Genomic DNA, 19,206 nt, shown 5'->3' with positions numbered 1-19,206 from the left:
TGATCCGGACCCGAAGGGCCGCGTTGGCGAATGGTGTGAAGCGGTTTCCCGCGCTGCAAACGCCGAACGCATTTGCGCGCAGATCGTGCTCGAACAACAAGCCAAAGAGCGATGATCATTCGTCCTAATCTCATCGCGCTTCGGCGCCGCGTCGGGAATGCCGCGTCCCGGAAAGGGCACCCCTCACAAACAATAACGCGGGCCAAGGGCCCGCGTTATCGAAAACTGAAATCTCGCAGGAGCCGGTAGCTTAGCGCGGTCCGCGCGGACCAGCACCCGGGCCGCTGCGACCGCCGCGATCACCACCGGGACCGGCGCCGAACACCGGCTTCGGCTTCATCGGCAGCAGGCCTTCGCGCTGCAGCTTCTTGCGGGCCAGCTTGCGCGCACGGCGCACGGCTTCGGCCTTTTCGCGGGCCTTCTTCTCGGAGGGCTTCTCGTAATGACCGCGGAGCTTCATCTCGCGGAAAATACCCTCGCGCTGCATCTTCTTCTTCAGCGCCTTGAGGGCTTGATCGACATTGTTATCGCGAACGAGAACCTGCACGCGGCATCCTCTTCAGTGGACCGGATTTGAATTCTGGTAAGACGAAGGGGATGGCGAAACGCGCAAGCCCTTAACCTTGAGGGCGCCGATGTATCAGACAAAACCCGGGATGTCCACCGGCGCGGCGGGTTTTCGGGCCAAGTTCAGCCATTAAATGCGGCGAAAATGCCCCTGTGCGGCCCTGATTTGGGTGGTTTGGCGCCATTTGACGGGTCGTGACCGGCGCTTTGCGCCGAAAACTGGAAAATCAGGGGAGACGCCACATGGATATGAAGAAATATGCCGCCGAGGCCATCGGCACCTTCTGGCTCACATTCGCAGGCTGTGGCAGTGCCGTGATCGCGGCGGGCTTCCCGCAGGTCGGAATCGGCCTCGTCGGCGTGTCGCTGGCCTTCGGCTTGAGCGTCGTGACCATGGCCTATGCGATCGGCCATATCTCGGGCTGCCATCTCAACCCGGCCGTCACCGTCGGTCTTGCCGCAGGCGGCCGCTTTCCGGCCGGCCAGATCCTGCCTTACGTGATCGCACAGGTCTGCGGTGCGATCGTCGCCGCCGAGTTGCTTTACATCATAGCCAGCGGGGCTCCCGGGTTCGACGTCGGCAAGGGCTTCGCATCCAACGGCTATGATGCGCATTCGCCCGGCCAGTACAGCATGATCGTGTGCTTCCTCACCGAGGTCGTGATGACCATGATGTTCCTGTTCGTCATCATGGGCGCCACGCATGGCCGCGCGCCCGCGGGCTTCGCACCGCTCGCGATCGGGCTCGCGCTGGTGATGATCCATCTCGTCAGCATTCCCGTCACCAACACGTCGGTGAACCCGGCGCGCAGCACGGGCCCCGCGCTGTTCGTCGGCGGCTGGGCAACGGCGCAGCTTTGGCTGTTCTGGGTCGCACCGCTGATCGGCGGCGCGCTGGGTGGGGTGATCTATCGCTGGCTCAGCGAGGAGCCGGCCGGCGTCGTCGCGGGCGTGAAGACGGCCTGATCGCAAGGCTGGGGGATCGCAGTCTGCTGCGCTCCCTCACTTGCCCCGGTTCACTTGCCTTTGGGCGGCCTGACTTCGGTGACGTGGCCCATCTTGCGGCCCGGGCGCGGCGCGCCCTTGCCGTAGATGTGCACGGTTGCGCCCGGTACGCTCAGCCAGTTCTCGTAATCGTTGATCTCGTCGCCGATCAGGTTGGTCATGGTGACGACCTCGCCGTGGCGCACGGGCTTGCCGAGCGGCCAGCCGGCGATGGCGCGGATGTGCTGCTCGAACTGCGAGACGGACGCGCCGTCGAGCGTCCAATGGCCGGAATTGTGCACGCGCGGGGCGATCTCGTTGACCAGCACTTTCGGCCCTGTGCCGTTCGCCAGCACGAACATCTCGACGGCGAGCACGCCGACATAGTCGAGCGCGCTTGCGATCTTGCCGGCGATGCTGCGCGCTTCCTCGGCGAGCGCATCGGGAATCGGGGCGGGCGCGCGGGATATTTTCAGAATGTGGTCGCGGTGCTCGTTCTCGGTGACGTCGAAGCACTCGACCTGGCCCGTGGCCGAGCGCGCGGCGATCACGGAGATCTCGCGCTCGTAGGGGATGAAGGCTTCCAGGATCGCCGATTTGGTGGCGAGGCTGGTCCACACTTTCGCGATGTCGTCACCCTCGCGGATGATGGCCTGGCCCTTGCCGTCATAGCCGAAGCGGCGGGTCTTCAGCACGGCCGGAAGTCCGATCCTGACGATCGCCTCGCGCAGCGAGGCTACCGAGGTGACATCGGCATAGGCCGCGGTACCGATCCCGAGGCGGGTGACGAAATCCTTCTCGGCGAGCCGGTCCTGGGTGGTCTCGAGGATCTTGCGATTGGGCAGCACCGGACGGCGGGCATCCAGCACCATCGCGGCAGCCGAGGGAACGTTCTCGAATTCGTAGGTGATGACGTCGACGTCGCCGGCGAACAGTTCGAGCGCTTCGACATCGGCATATTCGGCGCAGGTCGCGTTCAGGACGACATCGAAGGCCGGCGAGTCCGGATCGGGCGAGAAGATCTGGCAGCGCAGGCCGAGCCGCGCCGCGGCCATCGCCAGCATCCGCCCCAATTGTCCGCCGCCGAGGATTCCGATGGTATCGCCAGGCTTCAGCTTGACCTGCTTTGCGTCAGTCACGCCTTGTCCTCCGGACGCTCGGCAACGGCTTCGGTCTGCGCCTTGCGCCAGGCGGCGAGGCGATCGGACAGGGCCGTGTCGGACAAGGCCAGGACGGACGCTGCCAGCAGGGCGGCATTGGTCGCGCCGGCCTTGCCGATGGCGAGGGTGCCGACCGGGATGCCGGCGGGCATCTGGACGATCGAATAGAGCGAATCGAGCCCCTTGAGCGTCTTGGATTCGACGGGAACGCCGAACACCGGGAGTTCGGTCAGCGCCGCCGCCATGCCCGGCAGATGCGCGGCCCCTCCGGCTCCGGCGATGATGACCTTGTAACCTGCGGCCTTGGCGCCCTTGGCGAAAGCAAACAGCCGGTCGGGGGTGCGGTGAGCCGAAACGATGCGGGTGTCGGCGGCGACGCCGAGCGCGGCAAGCGTGTCGGCGGCATGCCGCATCGTGTCCCAGTCCGACTGGCTTCCCATGATGATGGCGATCGGCGCGGTCATGACGATAATTGTGCTCGAAAAACAGAAGGATAGGCCAGATTAACGGTTCCGGCCGGCGGCTCGCAAGGCGGTGGCAAGGAGAAGGAAATCCACTATCCTGTCTTGGTGAATCCCCGCAAGCCTTCATTGAGCAGGATGCCCATGAAGAAACCAAAAAGGGCAGGCGCTGCGAAGGCCAAAAAGGGCCGGAAAACCAGCGCCGGCCGGTCCAAAGCCGTCTCCAGACGACAGACCAAGCCTGCCGCGAAGCCGCCGCGGCGGGGCGCGTCGGGCGACGGCGCAGCCAGGGACGCCAAGGCGACGATCCGGGACCTGCGGGCCAGGCTCAAGGAGGCGCAGCGCCGGGTCGCGGAACTGGAAGCCGCGGCCGACACCGATTTCCTGCTCGAGATTCCAAACCGGCGCGGCTTCGAGCGCGAGCTCGCGCGCGCCATTGCCTACATGAAGCGCTACCGCGCCAGCGGGGCCCTGATCGTGCTCGATGTCGACCGCCTCAAGCCGATCAACGATTCGTTCGGTCACGGCGCCGGCGATGAGGTGCTGAAGGCGATTGCAGCCACGCTGACGCGGCAGATCCGCGCCTCCGACGTCGTCGGACGTCTCGGAGGTGACGAGTTCGCGATGCTGCTGTGGAATCTCAGCGAGACCGATGCCAAGGCGAAGGCGGCTATCTTCGAGCAGGCGGTCGACGAATTGTCCTTCGTGTTTCGCGGCCAGCACGTGACCGCGGGCGCATCCGCCGGTGTCGCGCTGCTGGGATCGCATTCCGATGCAGGCCGCGCGCTGGAGGAGGCCGATGCCGCCATGTATGTGCGCAAGGCGCATCGGCGGCACGAGCCGCGGATCAGGCTTGTCAGCAGCTGATCCTACAGCGTCGCCAGATCGTCCGGCACGTTGCCGAACTTGCGCAGCAGCGTGGCGTCGCCGAACTCGCCGGTCATGGGATCGCCGCTGCGGCTGAACGCGACCGCGCCGATGTGGCCGGCACCATGCGCCAGCATTTCGGCGCGCCGTAACGCGGCCGTCGAACTCTGGCATTCTTCCGCGGCGCCGGCGACAGGCGAGCCGTCGGCGTCGATCAAGAAGGGCATTGCAACGTAATAGGTCACGTCTGACATGGCGTTGCTCCGATGGAGCATGATCCGGAAACGAAGGGCCGCGTCAGCATCGACAGGATCATGCCTTGAAATAACAGTGCGATCTCATCGCGCTCTCGAACTCAGGCGGCGCTGTTGCTCCGCGCCCTGCTGCGCGACGTCTCCGGGATGCAGCCGGCGGAGATCGCCGCGTGCAATTCCTCGAGCTCGGCTTCCAGATATTCATTGGCCATGATCAACGCCTTGATCGTGCTCCGCAGATTGCCGTCGCACATCGCAATGGCCTGGTCGCAGGCCTGTTCATAATGGCTGTTGTCGAGAAGGGCGGCTGTCGACATCTGCGTTTCCTCGGCGTCTCGTAGGGGACACCCGGATGTTCTTATTTTGTTCTTTTGGAGTCAAGCGGATTCGATCCGGCATCGCGGGGCCGCGCGCCGGGCCTGTGGATCAGGCGATGATGTCCGGGGTGATCTGATCTTCGATGAACGCGATGCGGTCGCGCAACAACAGCTTGCGCTTCTTCAGCCGCTGCAACCGCAACAGGTCGGGGGCGGGCGATTGATGCAGTGCATCGATCGCCGCATCGAGATCTCGGTGTTCCTGCTGCAACCGGGTGAGCTCGGATTCGAGTTCACGCTCGTCTTCATTGGTCATGTCTGCGGTGGCCGAAAACCGATAGGCGTGAGACTCTAAGGCTGTGGATGCCCTGTGGAAATTATCGTCCTTGCGCGGCGTGATCGCAAGCGATCTGCGACCCTCGCTCGCCGATCTCCAGCAACATATTTCTGCGGATCGCCGAAGTGCCACGCAAGCGCATTGATATCATGGATTTTTCCCGCGTGGTTCCTTTACTCACGCTTCGTTACATATGAAATTTCAAAAATGACACTGCGACGACGGATACCCATCGACAGATCGAATCGGTGATGTAGACTTCCTTGTCCGGATCGAATCCTGAGGTTCAACCCTACCGAGGAGGTTTCGAATGACAATTCAGGCACATCTCGTTGAATTGGAGCGGAAGCACAAACTTCTCGAAAACGAATTGCACGACGCTCTCGTGCACCTTTCAACAGACGACCTGCAAATTGTTGAGTTGAAGCGCCGGAAGTTGATGGTCAAGGACCAGATCGAGCGTCTGAGGCACGGCGACACGCTCCACTAGTAACCCCCCGTAACAGCGTAGAGTTGACCGCACCCTATCCAGCAGGGATGAGAGCCTATGCGCTCATCCCTGCTGTTGGATGTGCACCACGCAAAAATGTTTGCGCGGTTTAGATGTCTGCGAGCTCGGCGACGTGATCTGCGATCGCGAGCGATGACGTCAGTCCCGGCGATTCAATGCCGAACAGATTGACCAGCCCTGCAACGCCGTGATCGCGCGGGCCCTGCATCAGGAAGTCCTGCGTCGCCACCGCGGGCGGTACGATCTTCGGCCGGATCCCCGAATAGCTCGGCATCAACGCGCCGTCGGGCAGCGTCGGCCAGTATCTGCGGATCGCCGGATAGAAGCGCTCGGAGCGTGACGGATCGACCTCGTAGTCGATCGTCTCGATCCATTCGACGTCGGGGCCGAAGCGCGCCTGCCCTGCCATGTCCAGCGTCAGATGCACGCCGAGGCCGCCGGGTTCGGGCACCGGATAGATCAGGCGCGAGAACGGCGCTTTGGCATTGCAGCTGAAGTAATTTCCCTTGGCGAGATAGGCTGGCGGAATGCGGTCCAGCGGCATGCCGTCGATGTTGCGCGCCACCTTCGTCGCCGACAGCCCTGCGGCGTTGACGAGGAGGCTGCATTGCAGCGTCATCGGCGCCTCGCCGCCGGCCTCGACCTCGATCACGCCGTTCGCCGCCTTGGCGCGGATCATCGGGGTGTGAAACGCGAAGGCTGCGCCGGCTTCCTCGGCTTCGCCGCGCAGCGACAGCATATAGGCGTGGCTGTCGATGATGCCCGTCGACGGGGACAGCAGCGCGGCATCGCAGGCGAGCGCCGGCTCCAGCGCACGTGCGGCCTCGCCCGTGAGCAGCTGCATGTCGAGCACGCCATTGGCCTCGGCATGCGCCTTGATCGATTGCAGCTTCTCGGTCTCTTTCGGATTGGTCGCGACGATCAGCTTGCCGCAATTCTTGTGGGGGATGCCGCGTTCGCCGCAGTAGCGGTAGAGCGCGTGCTTGCCGTCGACGCACATGCGCGCCATCCAGCTCCCGGCCCGGTAGTAGATGCCGGCATGGATCACCTCGCTGTTGCGCGAGGAGGTGATGGTGCCGATCGCCTCGGCCTCCTCGAGCACGATGACCTCGCGCCCGGACTGCGCGAGCTTGCGGGCCACGGCGAGCCCGACCACGCCCGCTCCGATGACGATGGAATCGACCTTATCCATGGTTGTGCAGGATGTCCGCTGGACGCGCCGGTGGCATTCGGCCTGGAAACAGCGGCGCGGGGCCGGTTTCCGTTAAGGAAGAATTTATCATGTCAGGGCAATTGCCGTATTTCACGTCAGATTTTTCTGTTGCGCGTACAGGCGTTTACCCGATCCAAACCCGTGAAGCCAGACAATCCGACGTTGAAATCGCGGGTGGCTGATGGCTGAGAAGAACTGGCACGAGGGCAGCACGCTTCCGATTGCTGTGCAGGCCGTGGTGTGCCTGGCCAGCACGGTTGCGCCTGCGCGCGCCTATGCGCTCTCGGACAACTTTGCCGCGCCGAGCTATCTCGGCCAGCTCGATCCCAACGTGGTCTGGGAAGTCCTGATCGCGGGTATCGTGGTCTGTGCCTTCCTGGCCGCGATCGCCCTGTGGATCCATTCCTCGCTGCGCCGGACCCGGCGTTTGCAGTTGCGGCGCAACGCCTTTGTCTCCTCCGCCATGAACAACCTCAATCAGGGCGTGGTGATGACGGATGCGCAGCGGCGCATCATCTTCTGCAACGACCGCTATCTCGAGATCTACGGCCTGACGCGCGCGGATGTCTGGGCCAACATGAACGGTTACGAGCTGCTCGAGCTGCGCCGCAAGCGCGGGGTACTCGGCGTCTCCGACGACGAGTTCTACGACAAGGCGGCCAGCACCAACGGCCTGATCACGGAGCTGCCGGACGGGCGGGCCATCCTGGTGAAATATTTCGTGCTGCCGAACGGCGGCTCGGTGGCGACGCATCTCGACGTCAGCGAGCAGCGCCGGCTGTCGCGGCAGCTCGCCTCGACCAAGCAATTCCTCGAGACGGTGCTGGACAATGTTCCGGCCTGCGTGGCCGCCAAGAATATCGAGGACGGCCGCTATATCTTCGCCAACAGCACCTATGAGCGGTTCTGGGGGTTCTCGCGCGATCATGTCGTCGGCAAGAATGCGCGCGAGCTGTTCGCGTCCGCCTCGGCCGACAGCATCGAGGCGACCGACCGGGCGGCGCTCGATTCCCCGGACGGTCAGTTCCGCAACGAATTCGAGGTCGATCGCGCCGGCGAGCGGCGCATGGTCGCCTCGATCCGGATCGTGGTCCGCAACGAAAGCAACAAGCCCGAATTCCTGCTGCTGGTGTTCGAGGACATCACCGACCGCCGCTCGCTGTCGAAGGAGCTGGAGAGCGCCAAGAAGTTCCTCGAGCTCGTGGTCGACAACATCCCGGTGGCGCTGATCGTCGAGCAGGTCAAGGACGGCCGCTATCTGCTTGCCAATCGCAGCGCGGAGACGATCCTCAACCGCCGCCGCGAGGAAGCCACGGGCCTGACCGCGTCCGACATCTTCAATCCCAAGGAAGCCAAGCTGATCATCGCGCGCGACGAGGCCGCGATCAAGAAACGCGGGATGATCACCGAGGAGCACCCGATCTCGACCAAGGACGGCCTGCGGCTGTTCCTGACCCGCCGCGCCACCGTGCTCGGCGACGGCGGCGAGCCGCAATATCTGATCAAGACCCACGAAGACGTCACCGACCGGCGGCAGACCGAGTCGCGCATGGCGCACATGGCCTATCACGACGGCCTCACCGATTTGCCGAACCGCGCCGCCTTCCTCCAGGCGCTGACCCAGATGATCGAGGCCTGCGAAGGCACCGGCGAGGAATTCGCCGTCCTTTGCGTCGACCTCGACGGCCTCAAGGAGGTCAACGACGTCTTCGGCCATGCGCTCGGCGACAAGCTCCTGATCGAGGTGGCCCAGCGGCTTCAGGATTCCGCCCGCGGCGGCGTGGTGGCGCGCCTGTCCGGTGACGAATTCGGCCTCATCATCGACGGCAAGCAGCCGGACGCGGGTCTTGCCCTGGCGCAGCACCTCGGCGAGGCCGTCGCCGAGGAATTCCAGATCGACGGCCGGGCCGTCCGCGCCGGCGCTACCACCGGCATGGCGATATTCCCGCACAACGGCACCGACGGCGCCTCGCTGCTCGCCAATGCCGGTGCGGCGCTGTTCCGCGCCAAGCAGAAGTCCCGCGGCACGATCAGCCTCTACCAGCCCGAGATGGACCAGCAGATCCGCGATCGCCGCGTGCTGCACCAGGACCTGTCGATGGCGATCAAGAACGGCGAGCTTTCGCTCGCCTTCCAGCCCCAAGGCGTCGCCCGCCACAGCGTGGCCGAGAGCGAGATCATCGGCTTCGAGGCCTTGGCGCGCTGGCAGCATCCGGTGCGCGGCCAGGTTTCTCCGGCCGAGTTCATCCCGATCGCGGAGGAAAGCGGCCTGATCGTCGAGATGGGCGAGTGGATCCTGCGCGAGACCTGCCGCGAGGCGGCGTCCTGGCCGAAGCCGCTCCAGGTCGCGGTCAATCTGTCGCCGGCGCAGTTCATGCACGGCGACGTGGTCGGCCTCGTCCATTCGATCCTGATCGAGACCGGCCTTGCACCCGGCCGCCTCGAGCTGGAAATCACCGAGGGCGTGCTGATCGAGGATTTCGACCGCGGCCTTGCGCTGCTGCGCCGCCTGAAGGCGCTCGGCGTGCGCATCTCCATGGACGATTTCGGCAGCGGATACTCCTCGCTGAGCTATCTCCAGGCGTTCCCGTTCGACAAGATCAAGATCGACCGCGCCTTCATCATCAATCTCGGCCGCAACCCGCAATCGGCCGCGATCGTCCGCGCGGTGATCGATCTCGGCCACGGCCTCGAAATGTCGATCATCGCCGAGGGCGTCGAGACGGTCGAGCAGCTCGCTTTCCTGGCCAAGGAAGGCTGCGACGGCGTGCAGGGCTATCTGCTCGGCAAGCCGCTGCCGATCGGGAAATATGCCGGCCTCGTCGGCCGCGCCGAAATCATGGAGCTCGCGCTCAAGACCGGCTAGCGCGATTGCGAGCGAGGCGTACGCCGGTTCGCTTCGAGAAAGCGTGTGAGAACGGCCATCTCGAGCCGCGTTGCGATTTCATCGGAACGCAAATGGCTCTAGAGATGATGGGGCGCTTTGCTCCTGCTCGACGGCTTCATGGCGGATTACGACCTTGCGATCATCGGCGGCGGCCTGAACGGTGTCAGCCTCGCGCGCGATGCGGCCGGTCGCGGTCTGCGGGTCATCCTCCTGGAGCAGGGCGATCTCGGCGGCGCGGCCTCCTCGGCGACGCCGCGGCTGATCCACGGCGATTTGTCGGTGCTGGAACGGCGTGGATTCTGGCGGGTGCGCCGGGCGTTGGCCGAGCGCCGGACTTGGCTCCGGATCGCGCCGCATCTGGTCCGGCCGATGCGCTTCGTGATCCCCGCGCATTCCGACGAGCGTCCGCCATGGCTGCTGCGTGCGGGCCTGTATGTTTATGACGGCCTTACCGGCCGCGGCGGCCTGCCGCCATCGGCGACCCTCGACATCACGCATCATCCGGTCGGCAACGCGCTGAAGCGTCCGTTCGGCATGGCGTTCGAATATTCGGACTGCGTCGTCGACGATTCCCGCCTGGTGGTGCTCACGGCGCTGGATGCGGCCGAGCGTGGCGCTGCGATCCGGACCGGTGCGCGCTGCGTGCGGGCCGATCGCACCGAGATCTGGCGGCTCGCGGTGGTCGATCGCGGCCATCGCCGCACCATCACGGCCCGGGCGCTGGCCAACGCCTCCGGAGCGTGGGCGTCAATGGTCGCGGAGACGGTGCTGCGCCAGCCGCAGCCCGCTGTGGCGGCGATGCAGATGAGCCAGATCGTCGTGCCCAGGCTGTTCGACTCCGAAAATGTCTACGTCTTCCAGAACAGCGACGGGCGCCTGATCTTCGCATCCCCGTTCGAGCGGGAGTTCACGCTGATCGGCACGGTCACGCACGATTTCACCGGCGATCCCGCGATCGTCGCGATGCGAGGCGCCGACGTCAGCTATCTCTGCGACGCCGCCAGCCGCTATTTCCGCGAGCGCGTCGCTCCGACCGACGTGGTGCGGGCGGTCTCGGGCGTCAATCTGGCGCCGGCGTCCGCACGGCGAGGGGACGGCACGACCCAGTTCCACGCGCGCCGGCGCAAGGCGCCGCTGCTTACGATGTTCGGCGGCGACGTCACCAGCTCGCGCCTGCGCGCAGAGCGCGCGGTGACGAAGCTGACGCCGTTCTATCCTATGTCGCGGCCCTGGACGGCGGGCGCGGCGCTGCCCGGCGGTGATTTCGCCTGGGATCGCTTTGATCACGAAGTCGACCTCGCGCGCGATCGTTGGCGCTTTCTCTCAGAAGCGCAGGCCCAGCGTCTGGTCGCCGCCTACGGCTCGCGCCTGCCGGCCGTGCTGGGTGAAGCCAAGACCCGCGAGGAACTCGGCCCTGCCTTCGGCCCGGAGCTGACCGGCACTGAGGTGCGCTATCTCATGGCCCAGGAATGGGCGCGCTTTCCGGAAGACATCCTGTGGCGCCGCTCCAAGCTCGGCCTGACCATGCCGGCGGCCGACCGCGACGCGCTGGCGGCGTTCATGGCGTAGCCCGGATGGAGCGGAGCGCAATCCGGGAAACCCTCACCGCGGATCGACTGCCCCGGATTACGCTGCGCTTCATCCGGGCTACGATCTGCGATGCAAGTTGCCCCGACACGGTTGAGCAAAGCGCGATCGACCGCTAGCGTGCGGCGGAATCGGGGTTGGCAGGAAATATGACCGACGAATTGCCCAAGATGCACAACGCGACAAAGGCGGCCGACGGAGACGCCGTCGCCGCAGGTCAGCCCTTGCTGAGCATCGAGGGCGTCGCCAAGACGTTTGGGACGTTCCGCGCCGTGGACGGTGTTTCGCTCGACATCAAGGCCGGCGAGTTCTTTGCGTTGCTGGGGCCGAGCGGCTGCGGCAAGACCACGCTCTTGCGCATGCTGGCCGGCTTCGAGGCGCCGGACGAGGGGCGCATTCTGCTCGGCGGCAGCGACATCGCGCAGGCGCTGCCGCATGAGCGCCCGATCAACATGATGTTCCAGAACTACGCCCTGTTCCCGCATCTGTCGGTACGGGACAACATCGCCTTCGGCCTGAAGCGAGCCGCCATGGCGCGCGCCGAGATCGCCACGCGCGTGTCGGAGATGGTGGCGCTGGTGAAGCTCGATGGGCTGGAAAAGCGCAAGCCCGACCAACTGTCCGGCGGCCAGCGTCAGCGCGTCGCGCTCGCCCGCGCGCTGGCGCGTCGGCCGCGGCTCCTGCTGCTCGACGAGCCGCTCGCGGCGCTCGACAAGAAGCTGCGCGAAAGCACGCAAGTCGAGCTGATGGAGCTGCAGCGCCGGCTCGGCATGACCTTCATCATCGTCACCCACGACCAGGAAGAGGCGATGACGATGGCGAGCCGGATCGGTGTGATGAATTCAGGCAAGCTCGCTCAGGTCGCGAGCCCCCGCGAGCTCTACGAGGCGCCGCGCTCGCGCTGGATCGCGGAGTTCGTCGGCGACGTCAACGTGTTCGACGGCGAGTCCAAATTGCGCGACGGTCATCGCCTGGTCATCGGCACGCGCGATGCGGGTGCGCTGGTGGTGGCCGAGCCGCGCGAGCCGGTCGGTGCGGGCAAACTGGCGATCGCGATCCGCCCCGAAAAGGTCAAGCTGTCGCGACGTGGACCGGTGAGTGAGGCCGGTCATGGGACGGTGATCAACCGGCTCGACGGCGTGGTCGCCGACATCTGCTATCTCGGCGGCACCACCACCTACAAGGTGAAGCTCGACACCGGCGGAACGGTGCAGGCGTCCGTCGCCAACAGCGCGCGCCTCGACATCGACGCCTACAGCCTGAACCAGCAGGTCGTCGCTTGGTTCACGCCCGATGATTGTGTGGTGCTGCAATCATGAGCGCCCGCCGCATCTTCGCGCGCCCGGCTCGCTTCGCGGCGATCGCCCCTTATGTCTGGATGGTGCTGTTCTTCCTGGTGCCGTTCGCCTTCGTGCTGAAGATCAGCCTGTCGCAGACGGCGATCGCGCAGCCGCCCTACGAGCCCGTGTTCGACCTGACGGCTGGGTGGAACGCGCTCAAGGCCGCCTTCTCCACACTCTCGATCGACAATTTCAGGCTGATCGCCTCCGACGACATCTACGTGTTCGCCTATGTCCGCAGCCTCACCGTTGCCGTCACCGCGACTGCGTTGCTGCTCCTGATCGGCTATCCCATCGCGTACGGCATGGCGCGATTGCCGAAGCGTTGGCAGGCGGTGGCGATGGTGCTGGTGATCGTGCCGTTCTGGACCTCGTTCCTGATCCGCATCTATGCCTGGATCAACATCCTCCAGCACGACGGCCTGCTCAACCAGATCCTGCTGGCGCTGCATCTGGTCAGCCAGCCCGTGGTGTGGCTCTCCACCGACACCGCGATGTATATCGGCATCGTCTATTCCTATCTGCCGTTCATGATCCTGCCGCTCTACGCCACGCTGGCCAAGATGGAGCCGGCGCTGGAGGAGGCGGCCGCCGATCTCGGGGCGCCGCCGTGGCAGGTGTTCTGGCTCGTCACCTTCCCGCTGTCGCTGCCCGGCGTCGGTGCCGGCGCGCTGCTGTGCTTCATCCCCATCGTCGGCGAGTTCGTCATTCCAGACCTCCTGGCCGGATCCAACTCGCTGATGATCGGGCAGACCCTGTGGCTCGAATTCTTCACCAACAAGGACTGGCCGGTCGCCTCGGCTGCAGCGACCGTGCTGCTGGTGGTGCTGCTGGTGCCGCTGCTGCTGTATGAACGGCTGCAGAAGCGGCAGCTGGAACAGGGCAGGTAGAGCGATGCGCGCGGTCTCCCGCCTGTCCCGCTTCAACATCGCCTCGCTCGCGCTGGGGATGGCGTTCCTCTATTTGCCGATCCTGATCCTCATCATCTATTCCTTCAACGCTTCGCGCCTGGTGACGGTGTGGGGCGGCTGGTCGCTGCGCTGGTATCACGAGTTCTTCAATGACCGCGCCATGATCGAGGCGGCGTGGATGAGCCTGCGGGTCGCGGTGTCCTCCGCAACCATCGCGACGCTGCTCGGCACGCTCGCCGCCGTCGCACTGTCGCGTGGCGAGCGCTTCCGCGGCCGCACGCTGTTCTCCGGCATGCTCTACGCACCGCTGGTGATGCCGGAGGTGATCACGGGACTGTCGCTGCTGCTGTTGTTCGTCGCGCTCAATGCCGAGCGCGGCTTCTGGACGGTGACGATCGCCCACACCACGCTGACGATGTGCTTCGTCGCGGTGGTGGTGCAGTCCCGCCTCGCCTCGCTCGACCGTTCGCTGGAGGAAGCGGCGATGGACCTCGGCTGCGACCCCGTGCGCGCCTTCGTGTCAGTGACCCTGCCGCTGATCGCGCCTGCGATCGCCGCGGGCTGGATGCTGGCCTTCACGCTGTCGCTCGACGATCTCGTGATCGCGAGCTTCACCACCGGCCCCGGTTCGGCCACCTTGCCGATCCGGATCTATTCCGAGGTGCGGCTGGGGGTGAAGCCGGAGATCAATGCGATCTGCACGCTGGTGATCGCTCTGATCGCGGTGGTCATCGTCATCGCCTCGCTCGCCTCGAAGCTGTCGAGCTCGCAGGGCGAGAGCGCGGCGCCGTTGTGAGCGGGGCCGGGATCATGACGATGGCCTACCAGATCCTGATCCACACACCCGTCTGGGTCTTTGTATTGTTCGCCTATCTCGTCTGGCAGGGCATTCAGGCGATGCGGCCGCGCACGACGCCGATCTGGCGTGCGCTGATCCTGCCGGTCGTGTTCATCGTCTGGGGCGCCTCGCGGATCGGCTTCGGACACCAGGACGGTGCGGGGCCGCTGATCGCCTGGATTGCAGCCGCGCTGGCGCTGTTGCCGCTCGGCGTGCTGACGCCGCGCCCTTTCGACGTCGATCACAGGACGGGTGAGATCATCCGTCCGGGCAGCGTGTTCGCGCTGATCCGCAACCTCGTCGTGTTCTCGCTGCAATATGCGGTCGGTGTGATCTCGGCCATCGATGCCGGCGATCGCGCATTCGCGATCATGTTCGGCCGCGCGGTGTCCGGTGCGACCGCCGGCTATTTCATCGGCTCGACGGTCGCGCTGCTGATCGCCTATCGGCGCAAGCGCGCGCTCGGATGATCAGCGCGGCCGGGACGGACGTTTCGGGCCTTTCGTGCCTGCTGCGCGCGGCTGCGTCGCGGAAGCTGTGACGGGGCTGGCATATCGCGTGCGCACTGCGTCCTGCACGGCCGCGCCGAGCTGTCGCAGCGCCAGCGCATTGAGCGGAAACTCCAGCAGGATGTGGATCAGGCTCAGCGCCAGCAGGAAGGTGAAGCCGAACGCATAGTCGTAGAAATAGAGTGCGGTGGCCGCTGCACTTGCGGCTGCCATCGCGGCCAGCCGCGCCTTCGACACCGCGGTCCAGCGGATCACGTCGGCTTTGATGAACCAGTTGAGGTAGTGATAGGTGTAGACGAAGGCGAGCAGGCTGGTCAGCCTGGTGTCGAGCACGAGGCCGGGCATGCCGAACAGCCGGCCGAGGGCGGGGCCGACATTGCCGAAATAATCCTGGCCGACCCGGGCAAAGCTCGCGATGCGGATTTCCGCGGCCGGCGGCAGCAGCAGGATGGTGGCGAGGGCGGCGAGGTAGATCACCACCAGCGCAGCCTGCACCCGGCTTCCGGACCGGTAGGCGCCGAGCACCATGAAGATCAGCGTGAACAGCGAGACGTGGATCAGGGTCGGAATCAGGATGCCGATGACGGCGAGCGAGGACCCGCTCGAATACATGATCGCGGACAGGACGATCGCGGCCATGAACAGCAGCATGCTCTCGATCGCCGAATTCGTCGCGGCCAGCATGGCGCATACGATCAGCGCGCCCCACATGGCAAAGCCGAACCACGAGGCGTTGTCGATCAGCGCCGCGACCACGGCCACGATGGCAAGGCCCGCCGCGATCCCGCGATGGGGCAGGTAGTAGCTGCGATCATGCAGCCACGAGATCTCGGTGAAGTAATGCGCCGGACCGAGCACGACATAGGCCAGCAGCAGCAGCTCGAACGGCACTAGGTAGGCCGCGGCGAGCGCCAGCAGCATCAGGCCGAGATGGATCGCGTCGTTGCTGCGCATGATGCCGGGCCCCGCCTTGGGTCCCGGAAGGTTAGAGCAGGTGCGGACAATCTTCAATTGTCCGCACCGTCCCTCAAACGCTTTGCTTGCAGCGCCGCGATGCGTCCTGTCGCGTCAGGACTTCACCGCGCCTGCCGTGAGCCCGCCCACCATGTAGCGGCGGAAGGCGTAATAGACCGCGGCCGGCGGCAGCGCATAGATGAAGCCGGTGGTCATCAAGAGCTCCCAGGGCGAGTCGTCGGCGGCGAGGAAGTTGCCGAGTGCGACAGGGAGCGTGATCTCGCGGTCGTTGGAAAGCAGCAGGAACGCGTAGAGATATTCGTTCCAGGCCAGCAGCACCGCATAGGTGCCGATCGCGACCAGCGAGGGCATCATCAGCGGCAGATAGACCAGGCGGAAAATCTGCAGCGTCGTGGCGCCGTCCATCACCGCGGCTTCGTCGAGCTCGACCGGCAGCTTGTCCGAGGCCTGCTTGAGCACCCAGATCGCGTAAGGCGAGGCGATCGTCACCATCGCCAGGATCAGCGCCCAGTGGTTGTTGAGCAGGCCGTAATTGCCCATGGTGCGGTACATCGGCACGGCAAGGAACGCCGCCGGGATGAAGTAGGTGAACAGCGCGAGGTTCATCACGACCCGCCCGCCCGGCACCTTCAGCCGCGAGATCGAGAACGCCGCGGCAGTGGCGATGAACAGCGTCAGCACGCCGACGGACGCCGCGATCACCAGCGAGTTCCAGAACTGCACGTAGAAGTCGCGCAGGAAGTAGTGCTGCTGCTTGAACACGATTTCGAAGTTGTGCAGCGTCGGATGGTCCGGCCACAGCTTGCCCGAGAACGCGTCCTCCTTCGGCGAGATCGCGAACAGGAACATGTGATAGATCGGGATCATCGTCCAGATGAAGACGGGAATGCCGATCAGCAGCAGCCGCGCTTCAGTCGCGACGTCACGGAGAGAGGGAAGCTTCATCGCGACAACCGTTTCATCATGAAGTACATCAGCGGCAGGACGAATGGTATCGCACAGACGATGGAAGCCATCGCCAGCGAGAGCTGGTCGAGCCGAAGGTAGCGGATGCCAAGTGTCGACAGCACGTGGGTGAGGTCGGCAGGGCCGCCGCCGGTGAGCAGATAGACGCTGTTGAAGTCGCCGAGCGTCCAGATCATCGAGAGCAGCGTGCAGGTGATGTAAAGCGTCTGCATCGAAGGCCAGGTGATGAAGCGGAATTTCTGCCACCAGCTCGCGCCATCGACTTCGGCGGCTTCGAACAGATCCTGCGCGATCGCAAGCCGGCCCGTCATCAGGATCAGCGTCCAGAACGGCAGCGATTTCCAGATGTGCACAGCGATCGCCATGGTCAGCGCCACGGTCGGGTCGTTCAGCCAGTTCGGGCCGTCATCACCCGTGAGGGAGAAGATGAGGTGGTTCACCATGCCCCATTCCGGGTTGAGCATGAACCGCACCGACAGGATGGTCGGGATCGAGGGCACCGCCCAAGGCAGGATGAAGATCACCGAGAGCCATCTGATCCAGGGGCGCTGCACGGCGAAGAAGCCGGACAGGAACAGCGCGATCAGCATCTTGATGTTGATGCCGATGACCAGGAAAATCAGCGTGTTGACCGCGGCGCGTGCGAAGATCGGGTCGTTGTAGAGCGCGACATAATTCGATGGGGCGCGCGCCAGCCAGAGTCCGTAGCAGACGGGATAAACGACAAAGGCCAGGAAAACGAGCAGATAGGGCGCGAGCAGTGCGATGCCCCAGACCTGTGCCGGGGTCAGTCGCGACGACAGGGGCGGGCCGGGGAGTGCCTGATCGCCAGAGAGCGTGATCGCCATTCTTTTCGGACTCTTCAAAGAGAAGCCGGCCGCGAAACGCGGCCGGTGTTTATTCTAGCACCTCTCCCCGCGAGGCGGGGAGAGGGCCGGGTGAATTAACCCGCGACCTGCTTGATGCGGGCGATCATCTCGTCGACGGCCTTGTCGACCGGGACCTTCTCGCTGACCACCCGGTTCATCGCCTTGGCCCAGATGTTCTCGTTGTTCAGGATCGTGAACTTCCAGTTCTTGGTGAAGTCGAACGCCGCGGTGCCGCCCGTGAACTGCGCGTGGACGGCCTTGCGATGCTTGTCAGCCTGCCAGAACGGGCTTTGCTGGCTTTCCTTGGTCACCGGGAACCAGCGGCCGAGCGCGCCCTCGATATAGGGACGGACGTTCTCTTCCTGGAGCAGGAAGCTGATGAACTGCTTGGCCTCGGCCTTGTTCTTGGCCGCGGTGAAGACCAGCCCGGTCTTGACGTCGGAGCGGTAGCGGATGGTCGAGCCATCGGGAGCCTTCGGGAAGGACGCCGTGATGATGTCCTGCTCGTAGGCCTTCTTGCCGGCGTCGCGCTGCTCCTGGGTCAGGGCCTGGTTCTGGGAATCCTCGAACCACTTCGCCGCGATCGAGATCGTGAAGTTGTGGGTCATCACGATGGTCTTGTTGTGGAAGGCGACGTTGTTGTCCGGATCCTTCCAGGTCGTCGAGGACGGCGGCGTGCAGCCCTTGATGTAGGTGTCGGTGTAGTCCTTCATCGCCTTGATCAGGTTCTCGCGAACCGTGGGATCGTCGACCGTGAGCTTGCCGTCATCGTCGACCAGCTTGACGTGATAGGCGTCCATGAAGGTGTAGAACGACTGGAAGGCGTCGGTGGATTCCACGCCCATCGGCTGGCCGACGGCATAGATGCGCTGGCCGGTCGCCTTGCGGATCGCCGGCTGCACTTTGTCGCACCAGAACGTCCAGTAGCCCGACCAGTCGTTCGGAATGTCGGCCACCTTGAAGCCGGCCTTCTCCAGCATGTCGTTCCAGATCTGGACGTGCATGCTCTGCTGCTTCAGCGGAAAGCCGTAATAGGCCTTCTTCTTGGTGACGTCGTTGTAGAGGATCGACGCATCGAGGGTGTTCTGCACGAACCGGCCCTTGATCGGCTCCATGACGTCGGAGAGATCCTCGAGCTTGCCCTCATAGGCCCACTTGCCCTGCGCCTGCACGTCGTAGGAATCGGAATAGGCGACATCGGGCACGGTGCCGGCATCGAGCGCGGCGACCGTCTTCGGAATCATGTCCTGGATCGCGTATTGCGACAATTCGACCTTGATGCCGGTCTTGGCTTCGAATTTCTTGATCGTGTCGATCAGTGCGTCGTCTTCGGAGCGATAAAAGCCCTTGCCCCACCAGACCGTGATCGTTTTTTGCTGCGCAAATGCGGGTGCAGCGGCTGCAAACAGCCCGGCCGCAGCGACCGCCAGTGATACTGCGCCAATAACCTTGGATTTCACGTTTTTCTCCCTCAAACGGCCGGTGTTTTTAACCGGTCGTATAAAACACTAGCGCATGGTGGTAGCGCAATCAACGCATCTTAGTCAGACCTAGGTCGTAGGCTGTCGGGCTGCGAAGATGCTTAATGCGCGCATCGATCCAATCGCCGCATCAATTCGCCCCGATCAATTCGCGATGGTCGGGCGGCGGCGG

The 19,206-nt window shown here is 64.6% G+C and carries 20 protein-coding genes; 9 read left to right on the top strand and 11 right to left on the bottom strand.

What is annotated here, in order from left to right; translation table 11 throughout:
• Window positions 1-250 precede the first annotated feature (250 nt).
• Window positions 251-547, bottom strand: a complete 297-nt coding sequence (gene rpsU / locus QRQ56_RS31875; protein WP_014492442.1) for a 30S ribosomal protein S21 — start codon at window positions 545-547, stop codon at window positions 251-253.
• Between the two features lie 263 nt (window positions 548-810).
• Here rpsU and aqpZ point away from each other — a divergent pair, with 263 nt between their 5' ends.
• Complete coding sequence (gene aqpZ / locus QRQ56_RS31870; protein WP_438745335.1) at window positions 811-1,533, top strand: aquaporin Z; 723 nt, start codon at window positions 811-813, stop codon at window positions 1,531-1,533.
• Window positions 1,534-1,583: 50 nt separating this feature from the next.
• Here aqpZ and QRQ56_RS31865 read toward each other — a convergent pair whose 3' ends face one another.
• The gene (locus QRQ56_RS31865) at window positions 1,584-2,690 is read right to left on the bottom strand and encodes a 5-(carboxyamino)imidazole ribonucleotide synthase (protein ID WP_438745334.1); all 1,107 of its coding nucleotides are present in this window, start codon (window positions 2,688-2,690) and stop codon (window positions 1,584-1,586) included.
• Window positions 2,687-3,175: a 5-(carboxyamino)imidazole ribonucleotide mutase gene (purE, locus tag QRQ56_RS31860; protein ID WP_438745333.1), complete on the bottom strand. Its 489-nt coding sequence runs from the start codon at window positions 3,173-3,175 to the stop codon at window positions 2,687-2,689. Before purE ends, QRQ56_RS31865 begins: the two co-directional genes overlap by 4 nt.
• Window positions 3,176-3,316: 141 nt before the next feature.
• Between purE and QRQ56_RS31855 the strand changes: the two genes are divergently transcribed.
• Complete coding sequence (locus QRQ56_RS31855; protein WP_438745332.1) at window positions 3,317-4,039, top strand: GGDEF domain-containing protein; 723 nt, start codon at window positions 3,317-3,319, stop codon at window positions 4,037-4,039.
• Window positions 4,040-4,041: 2 nt separating this feature from the next.
• Here QRQ56_RS31855 and QRQ56_RS31850 read toward each other — a convergent pair whose 3' ends face one another.
• The 3 genes from QRQ56_RS31850 to QRQ56_RS31840 form a co-directional block, all read right to left on the bottom strand.
• Window positions 4,042-4,293: a hypothetical protein gene (locus QRQ56_RS31850; RefSeq protein WP_438745331.1), complete on the bottom strand. Its 252-nt coding sequence runs from the start codon at window positions 4,291-4,293 to the stop codon at window positions 4,042-4,044.
• A gap of 101 nt (window positions 4,294-4,394) precedes the next feature.
• Complete coding sequence (locus QRQ56_RS31845) at window positions 4,395-4,610, bottom strand: hypothetical protein (RefSeq protein ID WP_438745329.1); 216 nt, start codon at window positions 4,608-4,610, stop codon at window positions 4,395-4,397.
• Between the two features lie 109 nt (window positions 4,611-4,719).
• Window positions 4,720-4,926 carry a YdcH family protein gene (locus QRQ56_RS31840; protein ID WP_008131174.1) on the bottom strand — a complete coding sequence of 69 codons (207 nt, stop codon included), beginning with the start codon at window positions 4,924-4,926 and terminating at the stop codon, window positions 4,720-4,722.
• 331 nt (window positions 4,927-5,257) lie between these two features.
• Here QRQ56_RS31840 and QRQ56_RS31835 point away from each other — a divergent pair, with 331 nt between their 5' ends.
• Window positions 5,258-5,437: a YdcH family protein gene (locus QRQ56_RS31835; protein WP_094893420.1), complete on the top strand. Its 180-nt coding sequence runs from the start codon at window positions 5,258-5,260 to the stop codon at window positions 5,435-5,437.
• A 109-nt stretch (window positions 5,438-5,546) separates the two neighbouring features.
• On the opposite strand, the gene QRQ56_RS31830 is transcribed toward QRQ56_RS31835, so the two are convergent.
• Entirely contained in the window at window positions 5,547-6,650 is a 1,104-nt protein-coding gene (locus QRQ56_RS31830; RefSeq protein ID WP_438745328.1) for an NAD(P)/FAD-dependent oxidoreductase, read from the bottom strand.
• A gap of 202 nt (window positions 6,651-6,852) precedes the next feature.
• On the opposite strand from QRQ56_RS31830, the gene QRQ56_RS31825 reads away from it, so the two are divergent.
• The 6 genes from QRQ56_RS31825 to QRQ56_RS31800 all read left to right on the top strand — a co-directional run bounded on the left by QRQ56_RS31825 (window position 6,853) and on the right by QRQ56_RS31800 (window position 14,704).
• On the top strand, window positions 6,853-9,537 hold the full coding sequence (locus QRQ56_RS31825; RefSeq protein ID WP_438745327.1) for a sensor domain-containing protein: 2,685 nt from the start codon (window positions 6,853-6,855) through the stop codon (window positions 9,535-9,537).
• Between the two features lie 138 nt (window positions 9,538-9,675).
• Window positions 9,676-11,127 carry a glycerol-3-phosphate dehydrogenase gene (locus QRQ56_RS31820; RefSeq protein WP_438745404.1) on the top strand — a complete coding sequence of 484 codons (1,452 nt, stop codon included), beginning with the start codon at window positions 9,676-9,678 and terminating at the stop codon, window positions 11,125-11,127.
• Between the two features lie 167 nt (window positions 11,128-11,294).
• Entirely contained in the window at window positions 11,295-12,464 is a 1,170-nt protein-coding gene (locus QRQ56_RS31815; protein WP_438745325.1) for an ABC transporter ATP-binding protein, read from the top strand.
• A complete protein-coding gene (locus tag QRQ56_RS31810; protein WP_438745323.1) occupies window positions 12,461-13,375 on the top strand; it encodes an ABC transporter permease in 915 nt (304 codons plus the stop codon). The genes QRQ56_RS31815 and QRQ56_RS31810 overlap by 4 nt, the downstream gene beginning before the upstream one ends.
• 4 nt (window positions 13,376-13,379) lie before the next feature.
• Window positions 13,380-14,192: an ABC transporter permease gene (locus tag QRQ56_RS31805; RefSeq protein ID WP_438745321.1), complete on the top strand. Its 813-nt coding sequence runs from the start codon at window positions 13,380-13,382 to the stop codon at window positions 14,190-14,192.
• A 14-nt stretch (window positions 14,193-14,206) separates the two neighbouring features.
• Window positions 14,207-14,704, top strand: a complete 498-nt coding sequence (locus QRQ56_RS31800; protein WP_438745319.1) for a DUF6622 family protein — start codon at window positions 14,207-14,209, stop codon at window positions 14,702-14,704.
• Here QRQ56_RS31800 and QRQ56_RS31795 read toward each other — a convergent pair whose 3' ends face one another.
• From QRQ56_RS31795 to QRQ56_RS31780, 4 genes are all read right to left on the bottom strand, one after another.
• Window positions 14,705-15,697, bottom strand: a complete 993-nt coding sequence (locus QRQ56_RS31795; protein WP_438745318.1) for a hypothetical protein — start codon at window positions 15,695-15,697, stop codon at window positions 14,705-14,707.
• 114 nt (window positions 15,698-15,811) lie between these two features.
• The gene (locus QRQ56_RS31790; RefSeq protein ID WP_438745317.1) at window positions 15,812-16,663 is read right to left on the bottom strand and encodes a carbohydrate ABC transporter permease; all 852 of its coding nucleotides are present in this window, start codon (window positions 16,661-16,663) and stop codon (window positions 15,812-15,814) included.
• Window positions 16,660-17,532, bottom strand: coding sequence for a carbohydrate ABC transporter permease (locus tag QRQ56_RS31785; protein ID WP_438745315.1), 873 nt, complete (start codon window positions 17,530-17,532; stop codon window positions 16,660-16,662). Before QRQ56_RS31785 ends, QRQ56_RS31790 begins: the two co-directional genes overlap by 4 nt.
• Before the next feature lie 95 nt (window positions 17,533-17,627).
• Window positions 17,628-19,013 (bottom strand): ABC transporter substrate-binding protein, encoded by a 1,386-nt coding sequence (locus QRQ56_RS31780; protein WP_438745313.1) that lies wholly within the window; start codon window positions 19,011-19,013, stop codon window positions 17,628-17,630.
• Between the last annotated feature and the right edge of the window lie 193 nt (window positions 19,014-19,206).

Source organism: Bradyrhizobium sp. U531 (assembly GCF_051710265.1).
GTDB lineage: Bacteria > Pseudomonadota > Alphaproteobacteria > Rhizobiales > Xanthobacteraceae > Bradyrhizobium.
This window is presented reverse-complemented; position numbering and strand designations above follow the sequence as displayed.